The following is a 25,526-nucleotide window of genomic DNA, read 5'->3' on the forward strand; positions in this document are numbered from 1 at the left end:
AGATACTACCATAAATCTTACTTTTAATATCTTGGGTTATTTGTAACAAAAGCATGACTGATAGTAATAAATGAAGTGACGATAAATTCTTTGACTAGTTGTTATAAAGCGGCAAGTTTGCCTTTTATTGCACTTTTAGCGAAATCAGCAAAGCGTTCACATGGTTGCTGATGAAAAGTGAAATTTGCTTGATCATTGCCAATAATATCAAGCAGTAATAGTTCTGCTTGATATTTAGCTTCTAATAATTGGTCATTATTAAAATAGCTAAGTACAGGTGAAATCAGCTTTTTATCTACTTTTTGTAAAGAATAATAGCATTGGTTAATTGCGATATTATCATTGAATAACTCTAAGGCTTGAAAACGAGTTTTGATTTGCTCTTGTGAGTGTAATAATCGTAGGAGTTTATCCCAGCGCTCTGCTGCTAATATTCCCATAGCTACATACTCTGAACGTTGGTAACTTTTTAATAGCATACGCTCATAGTCATCTCGAATACCATTATCATTAAGATCTGAACCAAATAATTTAGTATGGTCGGTGGTGTCTGGCATTGTATAAGGACGAGGAACTTGATGGCTGCTGACATTCTTATCAGCCAAGATTTCAAGTGCTCTAAATTGGTTAAGAGGAAGATCTACATTATGCTGTGTGATTTTTTCAGGAGATAATTTTATTACGCGAGCTATATCTTCGTCTGCTTTTGCAGTTAAGGCTGGAAAATATGAAAAAAATAATAAAGCTATAGTGAATACTTTTTTCATATGATGCGTTCTTTGCTCCCATTGATTGTATTTTTATTTAATCATTACGCTATTTTATATAAAGAGCAAATTTATCTTAATGAAAATGAGATCGTAAGATAATAAAAGAATGGTAGTTGTAATAATGAGTATTAAAATTCACGTTTTCAGTCACATTCTTCTACAAATTACTTTAAAAACATGAGTCTATGATGAAATGAAAAGACAGCTGTTATGTTCAGCTTCGATTTAGTTTAGAACTCTATACTGTATGTGTAAATTAAGAGTAGAAAACATCAAATTATCTAATAAAAGATATTTACTCATATTATATTGTAATATAGGAATGATATGCCAGAGCACATATTCGAAGTGTTATTAATTATAGCTGCAATAGTTATTGCGTTAAGTGTATTTTTAATCGCTGTTACAAATTATGCTTAGCTCTCTATCAAAGAGTTATAACACAAGATAATGTGTTAAAAAGTTTGATAGAGAGCCTAAATAATTACGGGTTTTGCTCTGCTAGTTTTTCCATCATTCGGTTATGTACAACTTCAACAATCAGATCTGGTTGGAACTTAGAAATAAATTTATTGCATCCTACTTTCACTGTCATTGCTTCATTGAAACTTCCACTCAATGAGGTATTAAGAGTAATGTATAAGTTTGACATGCGAGGATCATGACGAATTTTATGAGTAAGTCGATAGCCATCCATTTCAGGCATTTCTGCATCAGTAAACATCATCAATATTTCATCGGTTACCGTTTTACCTTCATTACACCATTGATCTAATAGATTATAGGCTTGCTGGCCATTGTTTGCTTCAAATACTTCGATGCCAATTTGAGCGAGTGTTGACTTAATTTGATTACGTGCAGTAGGGGAGTCATCAACAATAAGAATTTTATGTCCTTGTAGATGCTGACTGATATCTCTGCTCAATAATTCATCAGAAATTTTAATATTGTAATTAATAATATTCGCGAGCACCTTTTCAACATCAATTATACCGACAAGATGTTTTTGGTTATCACGATGTATTTCACAAATAGCTGTAAGGAAATTATTCTTGCCTACTTGATCGGGTGGTGGCTGAATATCTTTCCATGTCATGTTAACGATATTCATTACTTGTCCGACTAAAAATGCCTGCACCGAACCATTATATTCAGTCACTATTAGGTTACTCAGTTCATTAATATCGGTTTCTTTCATACCTATTGAGGTTCGAAGATCGATAACAGGGATAGATACGCCACGAATAGATGCCACCCCTTTAACATTTATATGAGATCCTGGAAGAGAATTAAGGTGGGGTACTTTAACGACTTCACGGACTTTGAACACATTGATAGCAAATAGTTGCTGGCTGTTAAGCCTGAAGATAAGTAGCTCTAGTCTGTTTTCTCCTACTAATTGGGTTCGTTGATTAACACTGTCAAGAATTGTTGCCATGTTTAACCGTCCTTAGTTAGAGTGATTGGCCTTATAGAGTAATTAAGCTCTATCGACAGATAAAAAGATTTATTGAATGAAATAGAAAGTAAAAAAGAAGGTTTAATGTTAAACAGTGAGCTAACTCTTAATTCTATGATTGTTATTTGAGGATGTAGCAGTATGACTTTAGCTATGATGATCATACAGCTCGTTGCTTCAATGTGACGTAGATTAAATAGACAACAAAAACAGTAGAAAAAAGGGTTAAAATTAACCATTTATTTATATCGCTAAAAAATAACCTCTAATTTTAAAACTTTGGATAAATTAACTCATAATCTGTGATTTTAGTCTTATTGTGATAGTGTTTTCATCTACCTTTCTTCGGGTTTACTGGTAAATCTTCTAAATGTAGCGTTAAAACAAGAATGTTACTTATTTATCAATAGATTAACAATTGGCAGTTATATTAATATAGTCGCCTTTATTTTCAAAGTGTTAAGTGCTTATTGCTTGTTATTTAACAATTAATACATAATTCTTTCAAAAATGAAATCTTTCAATTCATATATACATAATGCGTTCAAAATGAGAAAATATACCTAGTAGCAATATTATTGATTTTTCGCTTCACAATTGGAGAGGCAAATATGAAACTAGCATTGATTTTTTTACTGTCATCGATCGGTGGTGTTTTATCTGGTGACCATTTTCATTCATTTGCTGCCGGCTTTGGTATTGCAGCCATTTCTGTAGGAACAGCATATTGGTTAGCATTTCGTTCAACTCGCTACCCGCAATTAGCATTATTATTACTGTTAATGGGAATGATGGCTAAACTTTCCGTAACGATTGTAGGCGTTATGTGGGGATTAAAAGCTGAAGTGATTAATTCACCGTTTGTATTCTCGTTATCTTACTTATTCTTCTCTATTGTTGTTACATATGGCTACTTTAAATTAAGAGAGTTTCAAATGTCTATGGCTGGTAAGCGTGTTGTTATCAATACACAGCAAGAAGAAAGAGATGAAAGTAACAATAAAACGCCAAGACACTTATCTCAACTCTCTACTAATTAACTATAAAGTTTAGATAGGGCAATAATTAATCAAATTTTAAGGCCAAGTCAGAGATTGACTTGGCCTTTTTATTTTTAACCTGCTTATAAATAGTCTTTAATCAATAGCTACAGGCTATCGCTAGATAGAAGCAATAAAAAAATCCAACAGTAAGATCACCGTTGAATTTTAATCAGATACCAAGTTAACTATTTTACGTGGCTAACTTAGAAAACGTGTTTACCCATTTGGAAGACGTGCTTAACTTGGTTGTCGTCAGAAAGCAACGTGATGTTTGCTTTGTAGCCTTCTTTTAACATACCGTACTCGTTTTCGATCTTAATCGCTTTTGCTGGGTATAGTGTAGCCATACGTAATGCTTCTTCACGAGATAGGCCAACGTGATTAATCAAGTTGTTTAAGCCTTGAATCATCGTAACTGCAGCACCAGCAATAGTACCATCAGCGTAGAAACACTTACCATCTTTAACGTAAGCTTTAAGACCTGCCATATCGAACTCAGTCATGTCTGTACCAGCAGGTGCAACAGCATCAGTTACCATGAATAGTTGTTCACCCATGATATCATGTGCAATTCGAACAGAAGGGTATGAAGCGTGAATACCATCAACGATAATACCTGCATGTGGCTTTTTATCGAAAATGTAGCCAACAACGCCAGGTTCACGAGAACCAAGTGGTGTCATCGCGTTATATAGGTGAGTTGCCATTTCTAGGCCTGATTTCTCATTTACTTGATCGTAAGTAGCGTTAGTGTGACCAAGAGAAACGGTAATGCCTGCTTCACGAACAATATCGATTACTTTTTGTGACGTATTTTCAGGAGCAACGGTTAAAACACAAATTTTATCTGCGTTATCAGCAAGGTAGTGGGCTGTTTTTTCGTCAAGCTCACGAATGAATTCTTCACGGTGTGCGCCTTTTTTCTCTACGCTGATAAAAGGACCTTCAATGTGAAGACCTAAAATACCTTGTTGTTCAGGCTGCTCTGTAGCTTCAACCATTTCAAGTACTTCAACTAATGAAGCACCGTCACTTGTAATAAAAGTTGGTAAGAACTGAGTTGTACCACTTTTTAAGTTGGTCTCGTTCATGATCTCAAGTGTTTTACTACTTATTGCAGTATTAAGTAGTACGCCACCACAGCCATTAATCTGAAGATCAATAAAGCCAGCAGAAGCTAAGAAGCCTTTACCATCAACCACTGTTTCAGGAAGTTCTGATTGGTTTACGTCAGCCATTGGAATGATACGTTGAATAACATCATCTTTAACAAAAATAGCTTGATTGTTAAGAGTCGTTTGTCCATCAAATACATTAACGTTGATAATTGCGATCATGGGTATCTCACTTGTAAATTGGTACTGCTAACAACAAGTGTCACAGTAAATACATCATCTTTTATACAATGTCTCGTCAATTGAACTTAAATGGCAACGACACATCGATTGAAAGCATTAAAATAATCTTATTTTTCTATGTGAATTAAGATACCTGTTTAGTTAATGATTCGTCAAATCCTTTCATTAAATAAACAGCAAAAGTACCCATAATTGGCCTTTAAATATTCACTGAAAGCATGGTGGGGAATGATTTTTTTAATTAGACAATAAGTGGGTTATTCTTATTTGTACCGTAATTGTATAGTAATTGATATATATATCATCACTTTATTCCAGGTATATCAGTATGCGCTATCTGTAGGGGGAGATGATTATATGACATTCCCTAAGGCAGTTTAGTAATTGGTTATTGCACTAGGAACATTAGAGGAAAGCATATATTACCACCTAAGATTGTGGTATTGGGTGTCAATGTTTAGTTTTGGGCGGTAACTCGCCGCTGCTTTTTTTGGGGCTGTTTTTTCTGCTGTCTTTTGTCACTAAGTGGCTGCTCGGATATTACAGATGTCGTTGCTACACAGAGCTTATAACATGGTTTTAGTTTAACTTATTTAGCCATGCCAGTTATTGCCACTATGTTGACGTTATTGATGTTATTGATGTTATTGATGTTATTGATGTTATTGATGTTATTGATGTTAAAAATACGACCGCTTGATTAATAAACAACGCTTTTTACTGATAAACAAAAAGGCATGACGCGAGAAGTTATCCTTTTTCTTTTTGCACTCAAGTGGGCATTTGGGCAAAATAGCGCCTTCTCATTATTAGTACTGTTAAAGCGCTTATTTAAGCGTTCGTTACTATCCATACTGTATAGGAGTTGTCATGCTGTGGATTGACTGGCCATTTTTATTGTCTCAGGTGTTATCTCAATTTTCTATTGGCGCGTTTATTGTCATTGGCGTGATTATGCTATCGGGGAAACTATGTTTTGGACAATCTGATAGGGTACTTAAAAACTTTCCCCTGATCTGGTTGTTGTTAATTACTGCAATGTTATTGCGAGAAGGCATGTTAATGCTATCGCAAATCCATAGTCAATCAAGTTTTGGTCTTGATACCTTTTTCTGCTTAACAATTTTGATTTTTACCATGGCTTATTGGTTATGCGAAAAACATTTAATTGGCAGTGATAAATGGCGTAAGTCTTTTTTATTCTTGATCGTGGTTTGGAGTGGACTGTACTTTATTGAAGGGGTGATTAATCATGGTATTAGTTACTCGCTAGCCATTCAGTTTATCGCCAATGTTCTTATAGGTGGAAGCTTAGTCGCACATTGTATGTTAGTAAAATCTGAGCATAAGTTAACAAAACTTAATACCTTTTTACCTGTATGTGGTTTAGTACTTGGTGTTGTGACGATACTATCGAATATGCAGGGTATGAGCTTATTGGTACATCAGGCTGAACTCGGCAACTTAACGGGCTTTGTCGTACGAATTTCAAGTATTGGCTTGCTGGTTTTAGCATTAAGCTTATGGTTAATGCCGATTATTACAAAGAGTAAACCCGTTACGGTGATGCTCGTTATCAGTAGTGTTATTATGTCTGCAGCGAGTTTCCTTATGGCTCTATCAATCTAGTAACAGTGTCAATAACAGCTCTACTAATATCAATGCATTAAAGGCATAGCGTTATTCTATAATGCAATGCCTTTTTATTACACTTTCAGCTAAAAAGGTAAGCGCTGCTTACTTAGACAACGTTCACTTAATTAAATTGAGTAAGGCTTTGAATCTACCGCCATTGGCGACCCGCTGTAATTCGAACAATACCATTTCTGTTGTACTGATTTGTGCACCTGCACGTTGCATTTTATTCACTGCAATCTGTTTGTTTTCTTCTGTCCGTGAACTTATCGCATCACTTACTACAGTGACTTGGTAGCCTTCAGAAATCAGATCAATAACGGTTTGATAAACACAAATATGTGCTTCAATGCCAATAATGATGATCGACTTACGTTGTTTTAATTGTAGTTGCTCTACAAAACTAATATTTTGAACGGCACTAAAGCTTTCTTTAGAAATGGGCGTTAATCCTTGCTGAGTAAGAGGTTGTGCTATTTGAGGAATCGTTGCGCCAAGTTTATCGGGTAACTGTTCAAGCCATAATGTTGGTAAATCAAAGAGCTCGGCGCCTTTTACCATAATTTCAGCTTGTCGAAAAAAGTGGTCCTTTTGGTGCATTAGTTGCGCGAGGTTGCCTTGTATGTCAACCACAACCAATATTGAATGGTGAATATCAAGCATTGCGCGATTCCTTATGTCTATTGAAAAAGTAATGGTTTGTAACCATATTGCTCTTTACAGTGTTGTTTAGAAACGGAACAATGCAAAGTGACTAACGTAAAATAAATGTAAACAAAGGAAGTATTGTCAGATTATGGCTGAGAGAAAATCAAACCCGTTAAGTGAAATTGTTTTTAACGTTATTATACCGTCAGTGATTCTGATGAAGTTTAGTGGCGGTGATCAACTCGGTGCGGTAGGCGGATTACTAGCAGCATTGGCATTCCCTGTTATTTTTGGCGGTTATGAGCTTATTCGTTATAAGAAATATAACTTTATAGCTTTGCTAGGTATTGTCAGCGTTCTTCTAACAGGCGGTATAGGTTTACTTGAACTTGATACTAAGTGGTTAGCGATTAAAGAAGCCTTGATCCCTGGACTTATCGGAATTGTTGTTTTTGGCTCAACATTTACCAAGTTTCCAGTTGTACGCAAATTAGTATTAAATGACAGCGTGCTTAATTTAGGACTCATAAATGAGCGTTTAAAAGAAAAGAACAACGAGCATTTATTTGATCGCTGTCTAACGCAGTCTAATTACATGTTTGCTAGCACGTTTCTTTTTTCATCTGTGATGAACTATATTCTGGCGACAGTGATTGTAACCAGCAAATCAGGAACTGAAGCATTTAATGAAGAGTTGGGACGTTTAACATTGTTAAGTTACCCGATGATAGCAATTCCATCTATGTTGATGATGATGGGTATATTCTATTTTGTATGGCGTCAAATTCGCCGTATGACACAGCTAGAAACGGCCGAGATATTTAAGTCGCAGTAATGTCGTTTTTCATCAAAATGTAAGCAGTGAATCACTCACTGCTTTTTTTGTATCAAAGTAAGGTGTGTTACCGTTTTATTTTTAAGATAATGCTTACAGGGAAAACATAATTCAAACTTTTGAGTAATAATTTAGACATGTAGTTTAAAAACGGACATGTCATGAAGCTAACCTCAATAATATTCACATCACTAGTAATAACGGCTTGCTCAACGATTGAAGTGGCTAACTCTTCAGATAAAGAAGGAATGAAGTTTGTTGATAAACATTGCGCTAACCACCCGTCCCAACGAGGTTCTCATTTCTTTAGCTCATTTCTAGATACCCAATATCAAAAAATTACAGAGCTTAAAGGTTTTATTAGTGATCAAAATTACAAGCAACTCCATATTGCCTTGTCACAATTTAACGAGCACTGGGAAATACTCAACCAGCAAAGTTACGAAGCATGTGAAAAGCTAGCACGTTGTGAATTTATAAAAGAGCAGTACATAGCATCATTTAATAGACAACAAAGAAACAGAATAAAACTTGATGCAGATAAGCAAAATATGTGTGATAAAAGTAGCTTTGAATTTGATTTAAGCCGAGTAAAAATGGTGTCATTTTATAGTGATGTTGAACGTTTAGAGCTTGTTCGTGAAGAGCAATAATCAATATGTGTCACACACGAAGTTCTGTTTAACCTAATATATACAGTGAAATTATATTCTTATAAGTTAATAACTTATTGTACTTTTTTGTGTTTATAGCTCTAAACCTGCATGGCATAGGTTATCTGTTTTACGCCTGTTTAATACTGAAAAATATCAAAAATTCCCCTAAAAGCACTTTTAATGATATTGTATTTGACACTATATTGTTAAATATAGAGATATTTTAAATTGAAGTTTTATTGTCGTAGCGGGTAGTTACGTTATTTTATCATTAATTCTAGGGGGATATTATGGCTTCAAGCCGTAAAATTAGTAAAGAGAGAATGGCGCTGAAGATATCATTAGTAGGAACAATTTTTGTTGCTACGCTAGGTATTGGTTACGGTCTGTATGTTGGTTCTAATGCTATTTTATTAGACGGTATGTTCTCTTTTTTAAGTATGGGGATGACAGGACTTAGTCTTTATACGGCGTACTTAGTTTCAAAACCGGATGATGAACAGTTTCAATTTGGTTATGCCCATTTTGAACCTCTTATCAACGTGGTAAATGGTCTATTAATTTTAGTAACATGTTTATTTGCCTTTGTGACGGGCATACAAACAATAATGCAAGGTGGTCACGACATTATTTTGGGAGACGCGATTGTCTATGCTGTTCTTTCAACCGTCAGTTGTTTTTCGATTTACTTTTTTGAAACCTCTATTGCACGCAGTGTTGATTCAGAATTAGTCCGAGTTGATTCGCAAGAATGGTTAGTTGACGCGATCTTAAGCGCTGCAATATTGGTTGGTTTTATCTTAGTTATTATATTTGATGCAATGGGTTATTCTAAGTGGAATGCCTATGTCGATCCCATTCTTGTTACAACATTATCAATCGCAGCATCAGTATTACCGATAAAGGTATTAAGACGAAATCTAAAGGAAGTATTGCTTGTCGCACCACAAGACAGTGTTCAAGAGCACGTCGATCAAGTTATTGCAGAGCTTTCTGAAAAGTATGACTTCGATGATTATACTCATCATTTTGCTAAAATCGGTCGTCAGTATGATTTAGAAATTAACATCTTGGTAAAAGATGAAAAAAGATGGACGACAAAACAACAAGATAATATTCGTCAAATCATATGGGATAAGTTGGAGGCCGATCTTGGTGAAACATGGCTTTCTGTTAGTTTTACCGGTCAAGAACGTTGGCTATAACATAGTCTAAATAGAACTTAGGTTTAATGTTAGGATAATTGACTGCGAATCAGGGCTTATCCTAACTAACATTTTGTAATTATACTTTTTCGAATCATTTATATTGAATTTTACAAAATGATAACCTCTGTGGTGAAATAGATATAGGAATCTTGTATTATTTCTTCGCTCTAAAAATTATCTTTGTTTAATTAAACACGAAATAAGAGTTAATTTTTAGCCAATGTTGAAAATTATTTTTATCACAGGTGAATCATGGACACTGCTTTAGTTATAGCATTCATTGTGGGTGCATTTTATATCATTCTTAAAGAAAAAAAATGCACTAAGAATATTGATTATAGCAAGGATAGTTTATAATCCTTATTACGAAGAACAGAAATTAAAAAAAGCGCTATGATTAGCGCTTTTTTTATTGCCAAAAAATTAAATTATTATTGTGATTTAAATCTTATTTTAATGAAATGGAGATAAATTAAAGTTTAAGTTTAACAAACATTATTATTTCATTGATAGGTTTCTTAAGTATGTTCTATTCTAATTTGGTATTCAATTTGTGAAAGTTTGACTGTGTTGATTTGTTTTTATAAATTAGAGTGTAAGTCTTAAGTTGAAATGAATATTTTATAACATGTGATCTCTGCTGGTATTTAATCTTCTCTATGGCTTGTCTAATAATGCTTTAGGTTTTAACTTTATTATAAGTAATGATTTTTATAGAGATCTACATGGATGGTAGATTATGAATAATAACAATGATGGTTTATTCAATGTTTAAGAAAGAGAGATTAACCAAAACGATTGATGATATTTTTTTGATGCGATTTTCAGGCCATATTGGTATTGGTTTAATGTTTTTTGTTATATTAGTCGGTTTTGGTTTTACGACTCTTGCACCATATTTTGCAACTAAGCATTTATCAACAAAAATTCAAACAGATACTGATGAATTGGTTAAAACTCATATTCAAAATATAGGCGATTATCAAGACTTTATTACGAATCTTAGCCGCAATTTTGATTTTACGTGTAGTGAGAAAGAGCAGGAGCAATTAAAACGTATTGCCTATAGTAATTATCTTATCCGTAAGATTTCTTTAACCCCCTCAGGCAAAAGTACTTGTTCGAGTTTTTATGAAAAAAATCATGGTCAGCATGTTGAATCTCGGAAAATTAAAACTTATGGCAATATGATGTCGTTATGGTTATCTTCTGAAAAAAATAGTCTGCAACGTATTTTTGAAGTTCGGTGGCAAGGTAACAAGGGGAGTTTGGTTCTGTCCTTAGAACCCATCGTTGAAGAAATCTTACGAAATAAATACTGTGAAGGTTGTGTTTTAACATCTATATCAGCAGATAATGAATTGGATCGATTAGGTTGGCAAGGTGATAATAAATCATACACGGCTGAACCTATATATGAAGTTTTAATGCCTAATGGTTTGAAATTTTCTAATTACATTAAGTTGGAATTATTAGATAAAGAGTCACAATTATTAAGGATGCCTCTCTTTTTAGCTGGTGCATTTATTGCTGGATTTTTAATTTTGTTGCGGCGTTTATTCATTAGACGACGTTTATCGTTACATGCATTAGTACAACGAGGGATAGTTAAACGTGAGTTCGTACCCTATTACCAACCTATTATTAATTTAAAGGCCAAAGAACTTTATGGTTGTGAAGTACTTGCTAGGTGGAAGAAAAAAGGGGCTGGATTAATATCACCAATGGAATTTATTCCTTACGTTGAAAAAAGTGGACAAATTATCCCTATTACTAATTTATTAATTGAGAAAGCGATTAAAGATTTGAGCACTATCAACTGGCAGTTAACCGATAGAGTGATCAGTATTAATCTTGTACCGCAACAATTAGAAAATATACAGATAATGAATGAGTCATTAGCATTATTCAGCAATTCAAAGATCCCTATTAAACAGGTTGCTTTTGAAATTACAGAACGAAAACAATTTGAAGATCTTACTATTGCCTCTGAGGTTATCCAATATCTTAAAGCTCAGGGTATTGATATTAAATTAGATGATGCAGGCACAGGGTATGGTGGGTTCAGTTATATTCAAGAATTGAACTTGCGGAGTTTAAAAATCGATAAGATGTTCGTTGAAAATATTGGTACGACGGATATAAAACTTTCTCTGCTTGATTCTATTATAGCCTTCGGCAAACAGGCTGGAATGGAAATGATAGCAGAAGGCGTCGAGACGAAAGAGCAATCCGATTACCTTGTTGAGCGTGATGTTTATCTTCAGCAGGGGTATTATTTTGGTATGCCAATGAATGCTGAAGAGTTTTCGATTTATAATATTGAGATTAAAAATAAGAATAAGCTTTTGGCTATTTAGATAAGATAACGAGTTATGGATAAAGAAAAGCCGACATAATGTCGGCTTTTTTGTTGGTAATGATTACAGTAACCACGTGTTAAACGTTTTTCTCTTTCCACTCTTGTGCAAGACGAGAAACGGCATCTTGGCTTTCTTTCCACATACGAGTATTGATCAAATCACTATACTCAGCGGTTGGTTTTTTTAACAATGTTTCTAAAATAGGGACTGGAATCTGTGGTAATCCATCAAGGGCCTGTACAGCACCTTCACGGTTATTACATAACATCACCATGTTACAACCAGCTTCTTGAGCTGCGATAGCTCGTTCGCTATAGCTGCCTAATACGTCAGCTCCTTTCATATTAAGATCATCAGAGAAGATCACGCCTTTAAAACCTAGCTCTTTACGTAATACCTGTTTTAACCAATATTCTGAACCACTTGCAGGTTTTTCGTCATAAGCATCAAATACAACGTGTGCTGGCATGATGCCTTGCAGCAGGTTGTTTTCAATGAGATGTGTAAATACGGTCATATCATGGTTCTTAATATTATCCCGTGAATCGTAAGGCGTTTCTAAGTGAGAGTCGGCTATCACACCACCATGACCAGGGAAGTGTTTACCGGTTGCAGCCATGCCAGCCTGCGCCATACCACTTACAAATTGGCTTGCATAACGGATAATGTCTTGTGGGGAATTTGAGAAAGCGCGATCACCAATCGCTTTACAGTCGTAACCAAGATCAAGTACAGGCGCAAAACTAATATCAATATCCATCGCGAGTAGTTCAGCAGCCATTAGCCAGCCACCTTGCTTAGCAAGCACTTCTCCATTTTTAGACGCTGCAAAAGCGCGAGCAGGTGGTAGTTGGGTAAATTCTTCGCGGAAACGTTGAACACGTCCGCCTTCTTGATCGACACCAATCAGTAAAGGGCGTTTAGCCGTTTTTCGAATCTCTTTAACTAACGCTCTAAGTTGCTCACGATTGTCATAATTTCGGGCGAAAAAGATGATACCGCCTACTGTAGGATGTTGAATAATTTCGCGTTCTTCTGCATCAAGTTCATAACTTGATACATCAAGCATTAAAGGTCCCATGACGGCACTCCGAGTAACATTATATTAGGCGATAAATTACCATAGTCAGTTTTATCCGCAATTTTTAATGTGAATTTAGGCATCATCATAATGGAATTTTTTAGGGGATGAACACGGTTTAATCATTTCCAATATCAGTATTAAATTAAAGTAATTATGGTGATCTTTGTTGATTATTTTATGAAATGGAATGTAGTATTACTTTCTTTGTGTGATCTTAGTTGATTAATTTGAACAGGTCTTAGGTTACACTCAATACAATTCTGTCATCGCAAAAGAGTGAGTCATGTCGGTACTTATAGCAATCGCTTTAACAACAGGAATTTTATCTGGGATTTGGGGCTGGGTAGCTGTATCTCTGGGCTTATTAAGCTGGGGAGGATTTCTTGGCTGCACGACATATTTTGCTCTTCAGCGCGATGGTATAAAAGGCGTTGGGTTAAGCATTGCAACAAACTTAAGCGGTGTTTTTTGGGCGATGGTGATCATTAAGTTATCATCTTTAGTTCATTTTGAGATTATTGGTTACGTTGTCACTGCTCTAGTTGCATTTATGATGTGCGCACAAGCAAAAAAATCGTGGTTATCTTTTATCCCTGGTACCTTTATAGGCTCATGCGCAACGTTTGCTGCAAATGGTAATTGGCAATTGGTTATACCATCATTGGTTGTGGGTGTAGTATTTGGCTATTTAATGAAAAGTTCTGGTTTATGGCTACACGCGAAACTCGCAGAAAAAAAAACGGCTCGCGCTGAAATAGAGTTACCCATCACCCAGGATTAAGTAAACAATCTTACACATTGCTCATTAACCAGCGTTATAAAAATGCCGCTAGATTTATGCTTAAAAAAGCGATTAATCAGCGGCATTGTTATATGTAATGATAAATTTATATTTGTCTATTTACGATGTATTAGCTATGACTAGGCACAAAAATACCATTACGCTCGATACACAGCTTTTTCAATGCTGGTCGGTGTTGGTCTTTAGACGCTAATACACAAACTCGCATTCCCTCATTCAGTAATTGTTTCGCACGAGCGATGACGTTCTCGTGTTCGTAACTTTCACGATCAGCATCTCGACGGCAAAGGTCGACAAAAATATCATTCTTCCCTTCAGGGTAGAGAACAAACTCTGATTGCTGCATCAAACGTAATGCTTTCAGTGTTAATAATTCAGGGTCGTTACCTGTTTCGATTAAATACAAGTTAGCGCCTGTATCTTGGTATGATGCTAATAATTCACTAAAAGCCTGTTCTAATTCTTGCTCTGTTGTTGCTGTTTCAACTGCTGGTAGACGAAAGAATGTCTCCCAGAACTTTCGACGTTCATCAACGGTTTTGTAATGCTGTTTTATTCGAGTACGCTGCTGTCCTGAATAATGAGCTAATAAGCTTAAGTTTTGTGGTAATTGTGTTTCGAAACGTTCTCGTAAGTAACGAACCAAAACAGGTGATGCGCCACCACTTGAAATGGCAACTTGCATTGGTGAACGATCAATCATGGATGGCGTTATAAAATCACAATATGCAGGATCATCAACAACATTTGTCCATATCTTTAATGCATTAGCATCATGATAAACTTGATGGTTGAGTTCACGAGAATCGGTTGTCGCCCAAACTTGGTCAAATTGTGTAAGAAGTGACTTTTTATAACGGGCTTTTAGATATTCAAATTTACCTTCATCGAGTAGTGATACAAGATGAGGGTGAAGCTCTGGCGAGACAAGCGTAATGTTAGCTTGGGCTTTAAGTAATAGATCTACTTTGCGGCAGGCCACTTCACCACCACCCACGACTAATACTTTTTTATGGGTTAACTTTAGAAAAACAGGGAAAAAATCCATTTCGTATATCCGTCAAATCGCTCATTTTTATTTTGAGTTGTGCAACAAGCTAATGTTTACTAAGAAATCAATCAGTTCATAAAGGTTACTAATTTAGTACCATGAAAAGATTATTAAGAGCAAGTTTAACATTGTAATCATTTAGCTGTGTTTAGTTACCTTGGTTTCGGCGATAGTAAAGTATGAGAAGAGTTAGCAGGAGGCTATAAAAGGTTACTGTACCGCCACTTTCTGTTTGTTCTGCAGCCGCAGTTACGACAGTTTGCGTATTGTCTCTATTATTTGAAGGATCTTTTATTACGGCAAAAGGATCGATATTCAGCGTTGGTTGTAATGAGGAATCATTAAGTGTGAATGTTGAATTATCATAATCTTGTATTTGTTGTTCTATCCAATCTCGATGGGTAGAAACCTGGGTATATTGCCCTGTAAGCTGATTATATTGGTTTTCTGGGTTGTCATTTCGATTTGAACATTTTGCCCCATTACTGGTTAACCCGATTAACCGAATGCCTTTATCACTATCAGATACTGCTTGATGATTTTGCCAGATAAGCGGGCCGCCAGAATCACCGCTACATACATCTTTAATTAAGCCATTAATGTTTGAATCTGCGCAGACAATATGTTCATTACCGATATTGAGCCCAACGCATTGGTTATCAGGAACACCGGCTAAACTAATTACTTGTAATGTAGTTGGATAACCTTTTCTAAGAGTGTCTCCCCAACCAGAAGCAATAGCAGTGACAGGAGAATCCATATTGGTCGCCCAAGTGTTGCTGAATATATTATCAGCTATGATTTGTTCATTAGGAGTAGCTAGTTTAACTGACTGGGCAATACCATACATTGAACGATTAACGCGAAAGAGCGCTATGTCATTGATAAAATTGTCTTCATTATAATTAGGATGACTGATCTTCTTTACGATATTAAAAAAATGCTTTTTATCAAGATTTGCAAAATTACCATCTTGAATCATGCTTGTACCAACGATGGCAATATCACTAATGTTTGATGAGTTGCAGTGTGCTGCTGTTAGTAACCAATACTCACTTATCACAACAGCGCCACAGCTGACACTGTCGAAACCTTTTTGTTTGAGTGCCGCTTGCCAAGGTATCAGTTGTGAATCATAAAGGGTAGCATCGGTACCATTAATGGCCTTGGCTGTTGCTTGTGCATTAACTGGTGTATTCGCTAACGCAGATGATTGGTAGCTAAAAGCAGCAAAAATACCGACTAAGTACGTTAATTTTTTTAGCCATAAATGCAATGTCATGTGCAGCTCCATCTTGAACTGTTGTTTATTAAAGCGTAGCTACAACTGTTTAAAAAATTACTAGTAGTGTGTCATTTATCGCAAAAAAATGAATTTGTATTATTTTCGATACATAATAGTGATAACTGAACTCCAGAAAAATTTTGCTGATGAATTTAGAATCTACGATATATTTTCATTATCTGGATTGAGTTATGTTTAAATCATGTATTGGTTTTGGTATTGCAGGTAACTTTGCTGGGCATTTAGAACAAGCGGGTGAAGCGAGGGATTTTTTAGATATAGAAGTAAAAGAAGAAGTTCAACCCAAAGGCATTTTTCCTTTTTATGTGCCTTCTAATACAAATTCATTCTTAACGGTATACCCACTTTCATCTACGCGCATTACGCCATCAAACAACGCTGATAATTTACAGATTGAGCCCGAAGTTGCGCTTATTTGTGATATTAAATATCAACAAAAAAGTACTGGTGAAATCAATGTTGTTAGTTTAATTCCACGTCAGTTTGCAGCGTATAATGATTGTTCTATTAGAAAGCCTGATGCGAATAAAATTAGTGAGAAAAAGAATTGGGGAGCAAACAGTAAAGGGATTTCAGAAACCTTGATTGATATCGACCATTTCCAAACTGGTGGGATATTAGATCGTTTCCGTATCGCAAGTTTTCATCGTTCTAATGGTCAACTTCATTGCTATGGTGAAGATAGCCCAGTAGTTGGATATAGCTACTTTCACCAAAAGCTGCTTGATTGGGTTATTGAACGTATGAATCACCAGCAGGATATTGGGCCAACTGAAAATATTAACGCGCTACTAAATCAAGCTGATCACCCAAAGCAAGCCATTATTAGTATTGGTGCAACTCGCTATACACCATACGGAGAAACACACTTCTTACAACCAGGCGATGCCAGTATTGTGGTTGTATATGATGGCATTTTATATAGTAGTGCAGATGTACTGCGTATGGCTGAAAACAATGATTGGCAAAGTAATGGGCTATCTGTATTGGTACAAACTGTTGATTAAGTAGTAAGATCAATTTGGTTAATAGCATAAACAAAGGATCCGTCATGTCGACATCAGTACCACATCAAGACTTAGTTTCAGTGCAATGGTTACATCAAGCATTAGCGAATAATGCACAGAACAATCTTGTCGTATTAGATGCTACGTCTTTTATGCCCGGCGTTGATCGCTCTCCAGAGCAAGAGCTGATTGAACAACGTATTCCACGTGCACGCTTTTTTGATTTTAATAACAAGCTAGCCGATCCAGATACCGATTTACCGCATATGTTACCGTCGGCTGAGCAGTTCTCACTCGAGGTAAGCAAACTAGGTATTAGTAATAATACCCATGTCGTGATTTACGATAGCTTAGGCATGTTTTCAGCGCCACGTGGCTGGTGGATGTTTAAAACGATGGGACACAATAATGTTTCTGTTTTAGATGGTGGGTTACCGGCATGGATAGAAGCAGGGCTTGAACTCGAATCAGGTGAACTAGAAAGTATAATCCCAATGGATTTTAACGCCCAGTTACAATCAGAATGGGTGATAGATGCTAAACACCTTAATGAATTACTCACTGATAAAAATGTTGCTGTGATTGATGCAAGGCCACGTGCACGCTTCTTGGGCTCAGTGAAAGAGCCGCGTGAGGGCATTCGAAGTGGTCATATGCCTAATGCAAAAAATCTACCGTTTGGTGAATTGCTTGATAATGGCCACTTTATTGCGCTAGCCGAGATAAAAGCCAAGTTTGATGTGTTATCAACACCAGAACAGCGTTTAATTTTTAGCTGTGGCTCAGGTGTGACAGCATGCATTTTAGCTTTAGCTGCAAATTTGATTGGCCGTAAAGCGCTCACTGTTTATGACGGTTCGTGGACAGAATGGGGTGCAACTGAGTGTTACCCCGTTGTTAAATAAATATCGTTAAAATAGAAATATAAAGGCGAGCAGTGTAATAGCATGATAATTAATACTGCCGCCTTATTTCTATTGGTTATTAAGGTGAGGTATTTAATTTGTAACGATCAGGCTTTCTCATCAATAGCAACATAGCCCTTATCTTTGATAATACTTTGCGCTTGGTTAGAAAGGACAAATTTAATAAATTGTTGCGCATCATTGGCTAAGCCTTTTTGTTTAAACATCAACAAAAACGGTCGAGCAATTTTATATTCGCCTGATTCAATATTGGCAGCAGTCGGTAAAACATTATCGTACGAGAGAGCCTTGACTGAATCATCAACAGAGCCAAGAGAGACATAGCCAATTGCATGTTTATTACGTGAAACTAAACTTTTCACCATGCCATTGGTACTTACCACCAGTACGCGTGGGCTGATATTAGAAACAGTAAAGCCAGAAACTTGTTTGGTTAACCCAAAAAAGTGTTCAAATGAAAAACGAGAGCCTGATGCATTTTCACGGCTCACGACTGCCATATCTAAATCTTTACCGTTAATTGATTTCCAGTTAGTGATTTTACCTTGGTAAATAGCAATAAGTTGCTCACGCGTCAGATTTGTTACCGGATTCGCTTTATTTACTACAAGCGCAATACCATCATAAGCAATAGTAATGGCTTTATAGTTATTATCTAATTCAGCACGAGAAATGACACGGGAGCTCATACCTATTTCAGCGGCACCTTGCTTAACAGCATTAATACCCGCGGTTGAACCGATACCTTGAACTTCAATTGTGGTGTCTTTATGCGTTGACGAGTAGGTATCTGCAAGCACATCCATAATGTGACTTACCGATGTAGATCCAACAACGGTGACTGTTTCTTTTGCTTGTACATTGAATGATATACATACGCCTAATGCGAGTAAGCGAATTACGGTTTTAAGCATTTTTTACTCCATGAGCTTCATTATTTCGAGCGTATGTTATTACGATAGTGTGACGGGTTTGTGAATCTCATAACTAAAAGTCATGTGTTGGCGAGTTAATAGCAACTAGAAATAGTCACTGTAAAAGGTTAATACCATGAGAGTATATAGTTAATATCATTGCCAATATAAGATAAAATTTTGAATCAACTTAGTAAAATGCTAAAGTCGATTAACAGATGTAACATTAAGTGTAGGGATTTACATTTAATGATTGAGGTAGGCGCCGTACAGCGTTAGTAGGAAATACACAAGGTTGGTTATATGCTTAAAATGGCAACAACAGCAACATCACCGAATAAAGCAATTTTATCTGAACGGATTCAAAAATTGATTAAAGGGCTTTCTAATGGCGTTTATGAACGTGAGGAAGTGATTAAGCTGTGTTTGCTTGCGGCATTAGCAGGAGAGAGTGTTTTTCTTTTAGGGCCACCAGGGATCGCAAAAAGTTTAATTGCAAAACGATTAATTCAGGCTTTTGATGATAGCAAATTTTTTGATTACTTGATGACGCGTTTTTCAACACCTGAAGAGGTGTTTGGACCTTTATCTATTCAAGAGTTAAAAGACAATGGTAAATATGTCCGTTTAATTGATGGTTACTTACCGACAGCACAAGTGGTTTTTCTTGATGAAATTTGGAAAGCCGGCCCTGCTATTCTAAATACGTTATTAACAGTGGTTAATGAACGTACATTCAAAAATGGTCAAGACATACTACCTGTACCTATGCGCTTGTTGATCACCGCATCTAACGAGTTACCTGATGAAGATAGTGGCCTTGATGCTTTATATGATCGAATGCTCGTTCGTGTATTCGTTAATCGTATTCAAGAGAAAAAGAACTTTAAAGCCCTATTGATGGGGGAAGGGCCAACACTACAAGAAATAGATCCAAGTCTCACTATTAAAGATGAAGAGTATGTTAACTGGCAGCAGCATATTGATGAGATCCAATTAAGTGAAGAGACCTTTGAACAAATCTTTAAGCTTAAATCAATGGTTGAAGAGCATGTTAATCAAACCGATGTGATTGATAGTGACAGTGAGTTGTATATCTCTGATCGACGTTGGAAAAAGTCGGTACGGCTATTAAAAGCCAGCGCGTTTTTTAATGGTCGTAGTGAAATCAACCCACTTGATTTGTTACTGTTGCAAGATTGCTTATGGCATAGCCCAGAATCGCGTAATGTTATTTGTAATATCATTAATACATTCGCGACAGAACATGCCTTTAATCAGACTCACTCAAGTTTAGACGCTAATGAAGCAGAAACTATCATCAATAAGATTAACAATGATGTCGTTGAAAAATTGGCTGTGCCTTTTACTAAAGAAAGCACTATGCGTAAAGAGTGGTTTAAATATAACTTTGCGACAGCCGCAAGATTTAACGTTAACAACAACCCTCGTATGATCAAATTGGTGATGCTACAGCAAAATCCATCAGTCTCGGAACAAGAGCCGGGTGATAGCCGATGGGTATACGTAGATGGTGATGAGTTTGATAAGAAAATTAGGACGGGTAAATGTGATATTTATGGTTTTGTAAATAAGAACACGCATTTGTGTCGCTTACAATTTGAAATTGATGCGCAAAACCGCCTAACCATTAAAGATATTGCTAATCGCTCGGTATTAGTAGGCATTGCAGGTAATAAAGGTATCACTGAAACTCAGCAACAAACATGGCAAGACGGTGTTGACGGTGCCATGGCAAAAATAGTTGATGCAGAGCATAACATTAAAAAGTCACGTGCAAGTTTCCACGGAGCATTACCGCATAACTTTATCAATGATGCTTTTCCTGCACTGATTGAACAAAGTCTATGTGATGCTGCAGATAAAGTGGCAGAGCTTAAAGGGCTTGTCGAAAAGAGTGCATTTCGCATTACCCATCTTTCTGAGTATTTTGCCAAATAATGCTTGTTGTTAAGCAGTTTATCGTTAGGTGTAATCAACACCTAACGGTAGGCACGAAAAAGGAGAATCGCGTATGCCAGTCTCTGAAGGATTAAACTTCGCATTGATGCTTGCTGAATCAGGCGTTATTGATAGTGCTGTTCATGAAGTCATGGTACGTCCGCAGTTATTAATGGCGGCAGAATCTAGCCCTGGTGTTAAAACGGCGATGAAAAACCAAGTCATGAAATGGCGAGGGCAAATGATCCGTCAAACCGCTAAGGGAACGGTGGTAGAACGGTTTCATGACGAAATAGAGCTTTATCAACAAGTCTGTAAATGGGATCAAGATTATTTTATCGAGCATGCTGATGAAGTCGTAAAAAAGCTGGAAGGGCAGTCTTCGTTTTATTTCAAAGCAAAAAATCTTGTAGCCAAAGAACACCAGAAACATAACCCGATGTTTCAACGATTCTTTTGTGACAAGTGGTATGAGTATATTGCTTATGCCTTAAAAGAAGCGCAAGAATCGGAAATTGAAGAAAATAAAGAAGATTTGTTGAAAGACTTGTATCAGCGTATTGAAACGTTAAAGCAAGTGGAAGAAGTAACTGAAGCTGGCGATGAGAAAAAGGCCGGTCGTTTATGGGATATGGCAAAAGCGAAATTGACGCAGACTGATGTCGATGTCATGAAGAAAATTGCTAAGTTTTTAAAAAACAATAACGGCTTGCAAGATATTGCTGAGAAGTTAGGGCGTATGGCCAGTGAAGTCGATGATCCTAATAAAGAGCGCGTAAAAGCAGAAGAACTTAAACTGGTGGAAGAGAAAAGTGACAATGTCACTGATGATATTGTCGGGATCCATGAAAGTGACGATCTCGCCAAACTCTTACCTAATGAAGCAATGTTTTTAGCCTATCCTGAATTAGAAGTGGTGTTCTATAAACACTTAGCCGATAAACGCTTAATGAATTACCGTATGCAAGGTACGCAGCGTAAACTACGTAAGGTAAAAGCGTATAAGCGACAAACTAAACAGGTAGATCAAGATAAAGGCCCATTTATTGTTTGTATTGATGCTTCAGGTTCTATGTCGGGTTTCCCTGAAAATTGTGCCAAAGCACTGGCTTATGGCTTAATGCAAATAGCACTTGCTGATGAACGTGATTGTTATGTCATTATGTTTTCAACTCAACAGATTACGTACGAGTTGACGAAGCAAGATGGGTTAAGCGAAGTGGTTAACTTTTTATCTTATTCATTTCATGGCGGTACGGATCTTGGTCCTGTATTAGATCAATCGATTGATTTGATGAGTGACGGTAAATATAAAAACGCTGATCTCGTGGTGCTATCTGACTTTATTGCGCCTAGCCAGCCTGAGGCTATGTTAAGCCGAGTAGAAAAACTGAAAGCCCAGAAGAACCGTTTTCATGCCGTTAACCTGTCAAAATACGGCAATCCAGAACTTTTAGAGATGTTCGATCATTGTTGGTCTTATCACCCTTCTAAATTAAGTCAACTAGGTAAATTATTCCGTATTCGTTAATGTTTACATTATTCGCGCTATAGCTTAATCCTGTAACGCTATAGCGCAAATATCTGTTTTTTCTTTTTATGTTCTGCGCTATTTGATTTTAAAGTATTCAAGCAATGCATTACGCCATTCATTACTCTGCCTAAATTGTAGTAATTCTCGGTTTACTGATTCTTCGTAAGGGCTTTGCTCTATTAACGCGATACCATAATTTTGCTTTTCAAATTGATAAGGTAAGACAGTTAATTTTTCATATTTACCGTTTTGTTTTGCGATCTTTAGCTCGTATTTTACGATTGCATCATCATTCACGGCAGCATCGATTTCACCACGTTCTAAAGCATCCAACATTTCAACGACTGTGTCGTATTGACGATGGGCAATACTGTGACGAGTTAAAAATTGCGACGACGTTGAAGCAGTCTTTGCGCCAGTATTAACATTCGCTAAATCGTTGGGGCTTTTTATATCGCTATTAATTAATCCGATAGTAAATGTACTGGCTAAAACTGCGGTGATACTGGCAATAAACAGGGTTGTGAAAACCGCCAGTGCAACGGTTAGTACTCGTCCTGTTAGCGTTTTAAATTCGTAATAATTAAAAGGTCCTTTGGTAATAAATAACAACCCTAGAATAAAACCTTCAATTAATTGCGCGGGTCTTGAACGCATCGAGTAAAGCTTGTCATTAACACGGTGCTCTAATAAATAATAGAGGCCACCGATAATTGCCGCAGCCGTGACAAAAATAGCAATAATGGTTAAGAGGTGTCTGTTAGTTATAATACTTTTAAATGTATCGAAATGACTGGCAGATTTAACAACAATTGCAAGATGCGTTTCGTAAAAAGAGTGCGAAAAATCAATGATTTGCTCTCGCTCTGGTGTGATCGATAAACACGATAACCCAATATCGATTTCTTTTGCCGCAACCGCTTGTAATAGATCTTTTAAAGGGTAATTTTTGAAGGTGTAAGGGATCTCCAACTTTTCAGCTATTTGCTGCCATAGTAAAATACTTAATCCTGTATATTCACCAAATTGATCTTGCATAACAAAAGGAGGGCAAATATAAGTGCCGATGACCAGTTCCTTGTTGCTTAACGCAGCCGTTGTCAGTTCATGTGATGTATCAACAGCTTGATGGTTTGACTTTTGGGTATCCGTTATTGCTGTCACTGGTGTATTTGCGATGGCGATATGTGAATAACTTCCCGCAAAAATAACGATTAATAGCACGAGTAAAGGCAGGTGATGGTACTTAGCGAGGCGTGGAGAACAGTAAATAACAAAAGTATTTTCTTGCGACATTATTAACTATCCTTTTGTTGTTTTTATTATTAAGTATAAATCCTTTCTCTTGTTTTGATTTTTGTACTGATGCGATATTGGATTTAAAAATGACAAATAAGCAGTGGTAAGAGCTGATAATTTGTATTTTAGAACTAAACAACACGTCAAATTATTAAGATATAGCAATAATAAGTGGACGATTTAGCCATTTATTTAATCATTAACACCTTAAACACTAAGTTTATCATCGATAAGCATGTACAATGCTGCGCTTTGATAAGATCCAATTCTGCGAGAAGCAAAGATGACCCAAAAGAAAAACGCACAGCCTAAGCAAGGCTTACACCCACGTAACCCACATCGTGCGCGTTATGATTTTGCGACACTAATTAAAGCAACCCCAGAGTTAGATCAGCATGTTAGCGAAAATGCTTATGGTGATCTTTCTGTAAACTTCTCCGATCCACTCGCAGTTAAAACATTAAACAAAGCGTTATTAAAGCATTTTTATCAAGTGGATCATTGGGATATTCCTGCTGGTTTTTTATGTCCTCCAATTCCTGGTCGTGCCGACTATTTGCATTACATTGCTGATTTATTAGCGCAATCTAACGAAGGGGCGATTCCTCAAGGTAAAGGTATTCGTGGTTTAGACATTGGTATCGGTGCAAACTGCGTCTACCCAATTATTGGACATCGTGTTTATGGCTGGCAATTTGTTGGTTCAGAGATCGATCCTCTTGCTGTGAAATCAGCAAAATTCATTGCAGGTAACAATCCACGTTTAAAAGGCGCTATTCAAATTCGTCTACAAAAGAATGCTGATAATATCTTTACAGATACGATCAATGATGAAGAAGTGTTTGATTTTACGTTATGTAATCCGCCATTCCATAGCTCTGAAGAAGAAGCAATGGCAGGTTCTGAACGAAAAGTTCGTAACCTTGCAGCAAATGCGAATAAGAAACAACAAGCTCGTTCTCGCGGTAAAGTATCGCCTGCTTTTAATAATGCGAAGTCATCAACAACACCTGTATTAAACTTTGGTGGTCAAAAAGCTGAATTGTGGTGTAAAGGCGGTGAAGTCGGTTTTATCAAAAAAATGATCAACCAAAGTGCAAGTAAGTCTACACAGTGCTTCTGGTTTACAACCTTAGTATCGAAGAAAGAAAACTTAGGTGTACTTTACAAGCAACTTGAGAAAGTGGGTGCGGTTTCGGTAAAAACTATTGAAATGTCACAAGGTCAAAAGATCTCACGTCTTATTGCTTGGACGTTCTTAAACGAAGAACAGCAACAAGAATGGCGCCAAGAGCGCTGGAGCTAATTTAGCTTTTGCTATAAATAAGCGATGTATTTATCAATACATCGCTTTATGATTGGTTCTCATTAATATCCAAAGATTACACAGAATTAGAATCATAGAACATACCACTATGTTAATTTAATGTTGCTTCCTCTAGCAGTCCAATAAGCTCACTCTCTGTTTGCGGTATTCTTGCCAATTCTAATAGAGGAGAATCACCTCCTTTCAGCATATAAGCCGTATTTGTGCAGTGATCATGATGGAACCATTTACCGTTAATACAAAGATCGGTATAGCATCTTTTATCTTTTCTTAATTTCATACCACCTCCTGTTAACAATAAGCTTCTTTCCAAATCATCATGATGATTTAGATCAAGTT

The 25,526-nt window shown here is 36.5% G+C and carries 22 protein-coding genes; 12 read left to right on the forward strand and 10 right to left on the reverse strand.

Going from position 1 to position 25,526, the window contains the following annotated elements:
* Positions 1-101: 101 nt before the first annotated feature.
* Entirely contained in the window at positions 102-767 is a 666-nt protein-coding gene (locus tag C9J45_RS05545) for a hypothetical protein (RefSeq protein WP_107292269.1), read from the reverse strand.
* Between the two features lie 487 nt (positions 768-1,254).
* A complete protein-coding gene (locus C9J45_RS05550) occupies positions 1,255-2,208 on the reverse strand; it encodes a chemotaxis protein CheV (RefSeq protein ID WP_107207206.1) in 954 nt (317 codons plus the stop codon).
* A gap of 632 nt (positions 2,209-2,840) precedes the next feature.
* Here C9J45_RS05550 and C9J45_RS05555 point away from each other — a divergent pair.
* Positions 2,841-3,269, forward strand: coding sequence for an NADH:ubiquinone oxidoreductase (locus tag C9J45_RS05555; protein ID WP_107207205.1), 429 nt, complete (start codon positions 2,841-2,843; stop codon positions 3,267-3,269).
* A gap of 206 nt (positions 3,270-3,475) precedes the next feature.
* Here C9J45_RS05555 and nagA read toward each other — a convergent pair whose 3' ends face one another.
* Positions 3,476-4,609: an N-acetylglucosamine-6-phosphate deacetylase gene (nagA, locus tag C9J45_RS05560; protein ID WP_107207204.1), complete on the reverse strand. Its 1,134-nt coding sequence runs from the start codon at positions 4,607-4,609 to the stop codon at positions 3,476-3,478.
* Positions 4,610-5,500: 891 nt separating this feature from the next.
* On the opposite strand from nagA, the gene C9J45_RS05565 reads away from it, so the two are divergent.
* Positions 5,501-6,259: a hypothetical protein gene (locus C9J45_RS05565; protein ID WP_107207203.1), complete on the forward strand. Its 759-nt coding sequence runs from the start codon at positions 5,501-5,503 to the stop codon at positions 6,257-6,259.
* A 123-nt stretch (positions 6,260-6,382) separates the two neighbouring features.
* Here C9J45_RS05565 and C9J45_RS05570 read toward each other — a convergent pair whose 3' ends face one another.
* Positions 6,383-6,928: an isochorismatase family protein gene (locus C9J45_RS05570; protein ID WP_107207202.1), complete on the reverse strand. Its 546-nt coding sequence runs from the start codon at positions 6,926-6,928 to the stop codon at positions 6,383-6,385.
* Positions 6,929-7,061: 133 nt separating this feature from the next.
* Between C9J45_RS05570 and C9J45_RS05575 the strand changes: the two genes are divergently transcribed.
* The 4 genes from C9J45_RS05575 (at position 7,062) to C9J45_RS05590 (ending at position 11,972) form a co-directional block, all read left to right on the forward strand.
* Positions 7,062-7,748, forward strand: a complete 687-nt coding sequence (locus tag C9J45_RS05575; RefSeq protein ID WP_107207201.1) for a VC0807 family protein — start codon at positions 7,062-7,064, stop codon at positions 7,746-7,748.
* A gap of 161 nt (positions 7,749-7,909) precedes the next feature.
* Positions 7,910-8,401 (forward strand): hypothetical protein, encoded by a 492-nt coding sequence (locus C9J45_RS05580; protein WP_107207200.1) that lies wholly within the window; start codon positions 7,910-7,912, stop codon positions 8,399-8,401.
* Positions 8,402-8,694: 293 nt separating this feature from the next.
* Positions 8,695-9,609 (forward strand): cation diffusion facilitator family transporter, encoded by a 915-nt coding sequence (locus C9J45_RS05585; protein WP_107207199.1) that lies wholly within the window; start codon positions 8,695-8,697, stop codon positions 9,607-9,609.
* Positions 9,610-10,379: 770 nt separating this feature from the next.
* Positions 10,380-11,972 carry an EAL domain-containing protein gene (locus tag C9J45_RS05590; RefSeq protein ID WP_107261006.1) on the forward strand — a complete coding sequence of 531 codons (1,593 nt, stop codon included), beginning with the start codon at positions 10,380-10,382 and terminating at the stop codon, positions 11,970-11,972.
* A 79-nt stretch (positions 11,973-12,051) separates the two neighbouring features.
* Here C9J45_RS05590 and nagZ read toward each other — a convergent pair whose 3' ends face one another.
* Positions 12,052-13,056, reverse strand: a complete 1,005-nt coding sequence (gene nagZ, locus C9J45_RS05595; RefSeq protein ID WP_107261004.1) for a beta-N-acetylhexosaminidase — start codon at positions 13,054-13,056, stop codon at positions 12,052-12,054.
* A gap of 286 nt (positions 13,057-13,342) precedes the next feature.
* On the opposite strand from nagZ, the gene C9J45_RS05600 reads away from it, so the two are divergent.
* Positions 13,343-13,840: a DUF1097 domain-containing protein gene (locus C9J45_RS05600; protein ID WP_107247194.1), complete on the forward strand. Its 498-nt coding sequence runs from the start codon at positions 13,343-13,345 to the stop codon at positions 13,838-13,840.
* Positions 13,841-13,970: 130 nt separating this feature from the next.
* Here the strand turns inward: C9J45_RS05600 and C9J45_RS05605 are convergent, their stop codons facing one another.
* Complete coding sequence (locus tag C9J45_RS05605; protein WP_107247195.1) at positions 13,971-14,909, reverse strand: siroheme synthase; 939 nt, start codon at positions 14,907-14,909, stop codon at positions 13,971-13,973.
* 151 nt (positions 14,910-15,060) lie between these two features.
* On the reverse strand, positions 15,061-16,194 hold the full coding sequence (locus C9J45_RS05610) for a trypsin-like serine protease (RefSeq protein ID WP_107247196.1): 1,134 nt from the start codon (positions 16,192-16,194) through the stop codon (positions 15,061-15,063).
* A 194-nt stretch (positions 16,195-16,388) separates the two neighbouring features.
* Here C9J45_RS05610 and C9J45_RS05615 point away from each other — a divergent pair, with 194 nt between their 5' ends.
* Both C9J45_RS05615 and C9J45_RS05620 read left to right on the forward strand, forming a co-directional pair.
* Positions 16,389-17,225 carry a DUF5718 family protein gene (locus C9J45_RS05615; RefSeq protein WP_107247197.1) on the forward strand — a complete coding sequence of 279 codons (837 nt, stop codon included), beginning with the start codon at positions 16,389-16,391 and terminating at the stop codon, positions 17,223-17,225.
* 44 nt (positions 17,226-17,269) lie between these two features.
* Positions 17,270-18,130, forward strand: coding sequence for a sulfurtransferase (locus tag C9J45_RS05620; RefSeq protein ID WP_107261002.1), 861 nt, complete (start codon positions 17,270-17,272; stop codon positions 18,128-18,130).
* Between the two features lie 107 nt (positions 18,131-18,237).
* On the opposite strand, the gene C9J45_RS05625 is transcribed toward C9J45_RS05620, so the two are convergent.
* Positions 18,238-19,065 carry a phosphate ABC transporter substrate-binding protein gene (locus C9J45_RS05625; protein ID WP_107207191.1) on the reverse strand — a complete coding sequence of 276 codons (828 nt, stop codon included), beginning with the start codon at positions 19,063-19,065 and terminating at the stop codon, positions 18,238-18,240.
* 303 nt (positions 19,066-19,368) lie between these two features.
* On the opposite strand from C9J45_RS05625, the gene C9J45_RS05630 reads away from it, so the two are divergent.
* Together C9J45_RS05630 and viaA are read left to right on the forward strand one after the other, a co-directional pair.
* The gene (locus tag C9J45_RS05630; RefSeq protein ID WP_107207190.1) at positions 19,369-21,027 is read left to right on the forward strand and encodes an ATPase RavA domain-containing protein; all 1,659 of its coding nucleotides are present in this window, start codon (positions 19,369-19,371) and stop codon (positions 21,025-21,027) included.
* A gap of 73 nt (positions 21,028-21,100) precedes the next feature.
* Positions 21,101-22,558, forward strand: a complete 1,458-nt coding sequence (gene viaA / locus C9J45_RS05635; RefSeq protein ID WP_107292270.1) for an ATPase RavA stimulator ViaA — start codon at positions 21,101-21,103, stop codon at positions 22,556-22,558.
* A 78-nt stretch (positions 22,559-22,636) separates the two neighbouring features.
* On the opposite strand, the gene C9J45_RS05640 is transcribed toward viaA, so the two are convergent.
* A complete protein-coding gene (locus C9J45_RS05640; RefSeq protein WP_107292271.1) occupies positions 22,637-23,857 on the reverse strand; it encodes a transporter substrate-binding domain-containing protein in 1,221 nt (406 codons plus the stop codon).
* Between the two features lie 286 nt (positions 23,858-24,143).
* Here C9J45_RS05640 and rlmF point away from each other — a divergent pair, with 286 nt between their 5' ends.
* Positions 24,144-25,166, forward strand: coding sequence for a 23S rRNA (adenine(1618)-N(6))-methyltransferase RlmF (gene rlmF / locus C9J45_RS05645; RefSeq protein WP_105062264.1), 1,023 nt, complete (start codon positions 24,144-24,146; stop codon positions 25,164-25,166).
* Between the two features lie 112 nt (positions 25,167-25,278).
* Here rlmF and C9J45_RS05650 read toward each other — a convergent pair whose 3' ends face one another.
* Positions 25,279-25,467 carry a hypothetical protein gene (locus C9J45_RS05650; protein ID WP_107207186.1) on the reverse strand — a complete coding sequence of 63 codons (189 nt, stop codon included), beginning with the start codon at positions 25,465-25,467 and terminating at the stop codon, positions 25,279-25,281.
* Positions 25,468-25,526: the final 59 nt, after the last annotated feature.

Source organism: Photobacterium sp. GB-1 (genome assembly GCF_003026165.1).
Classification (GTDB): Bacteria; Pseudomonadota; Gammaproteobacteria; order Enterobacterales; family Vibrionaceae; genus Photobacterium.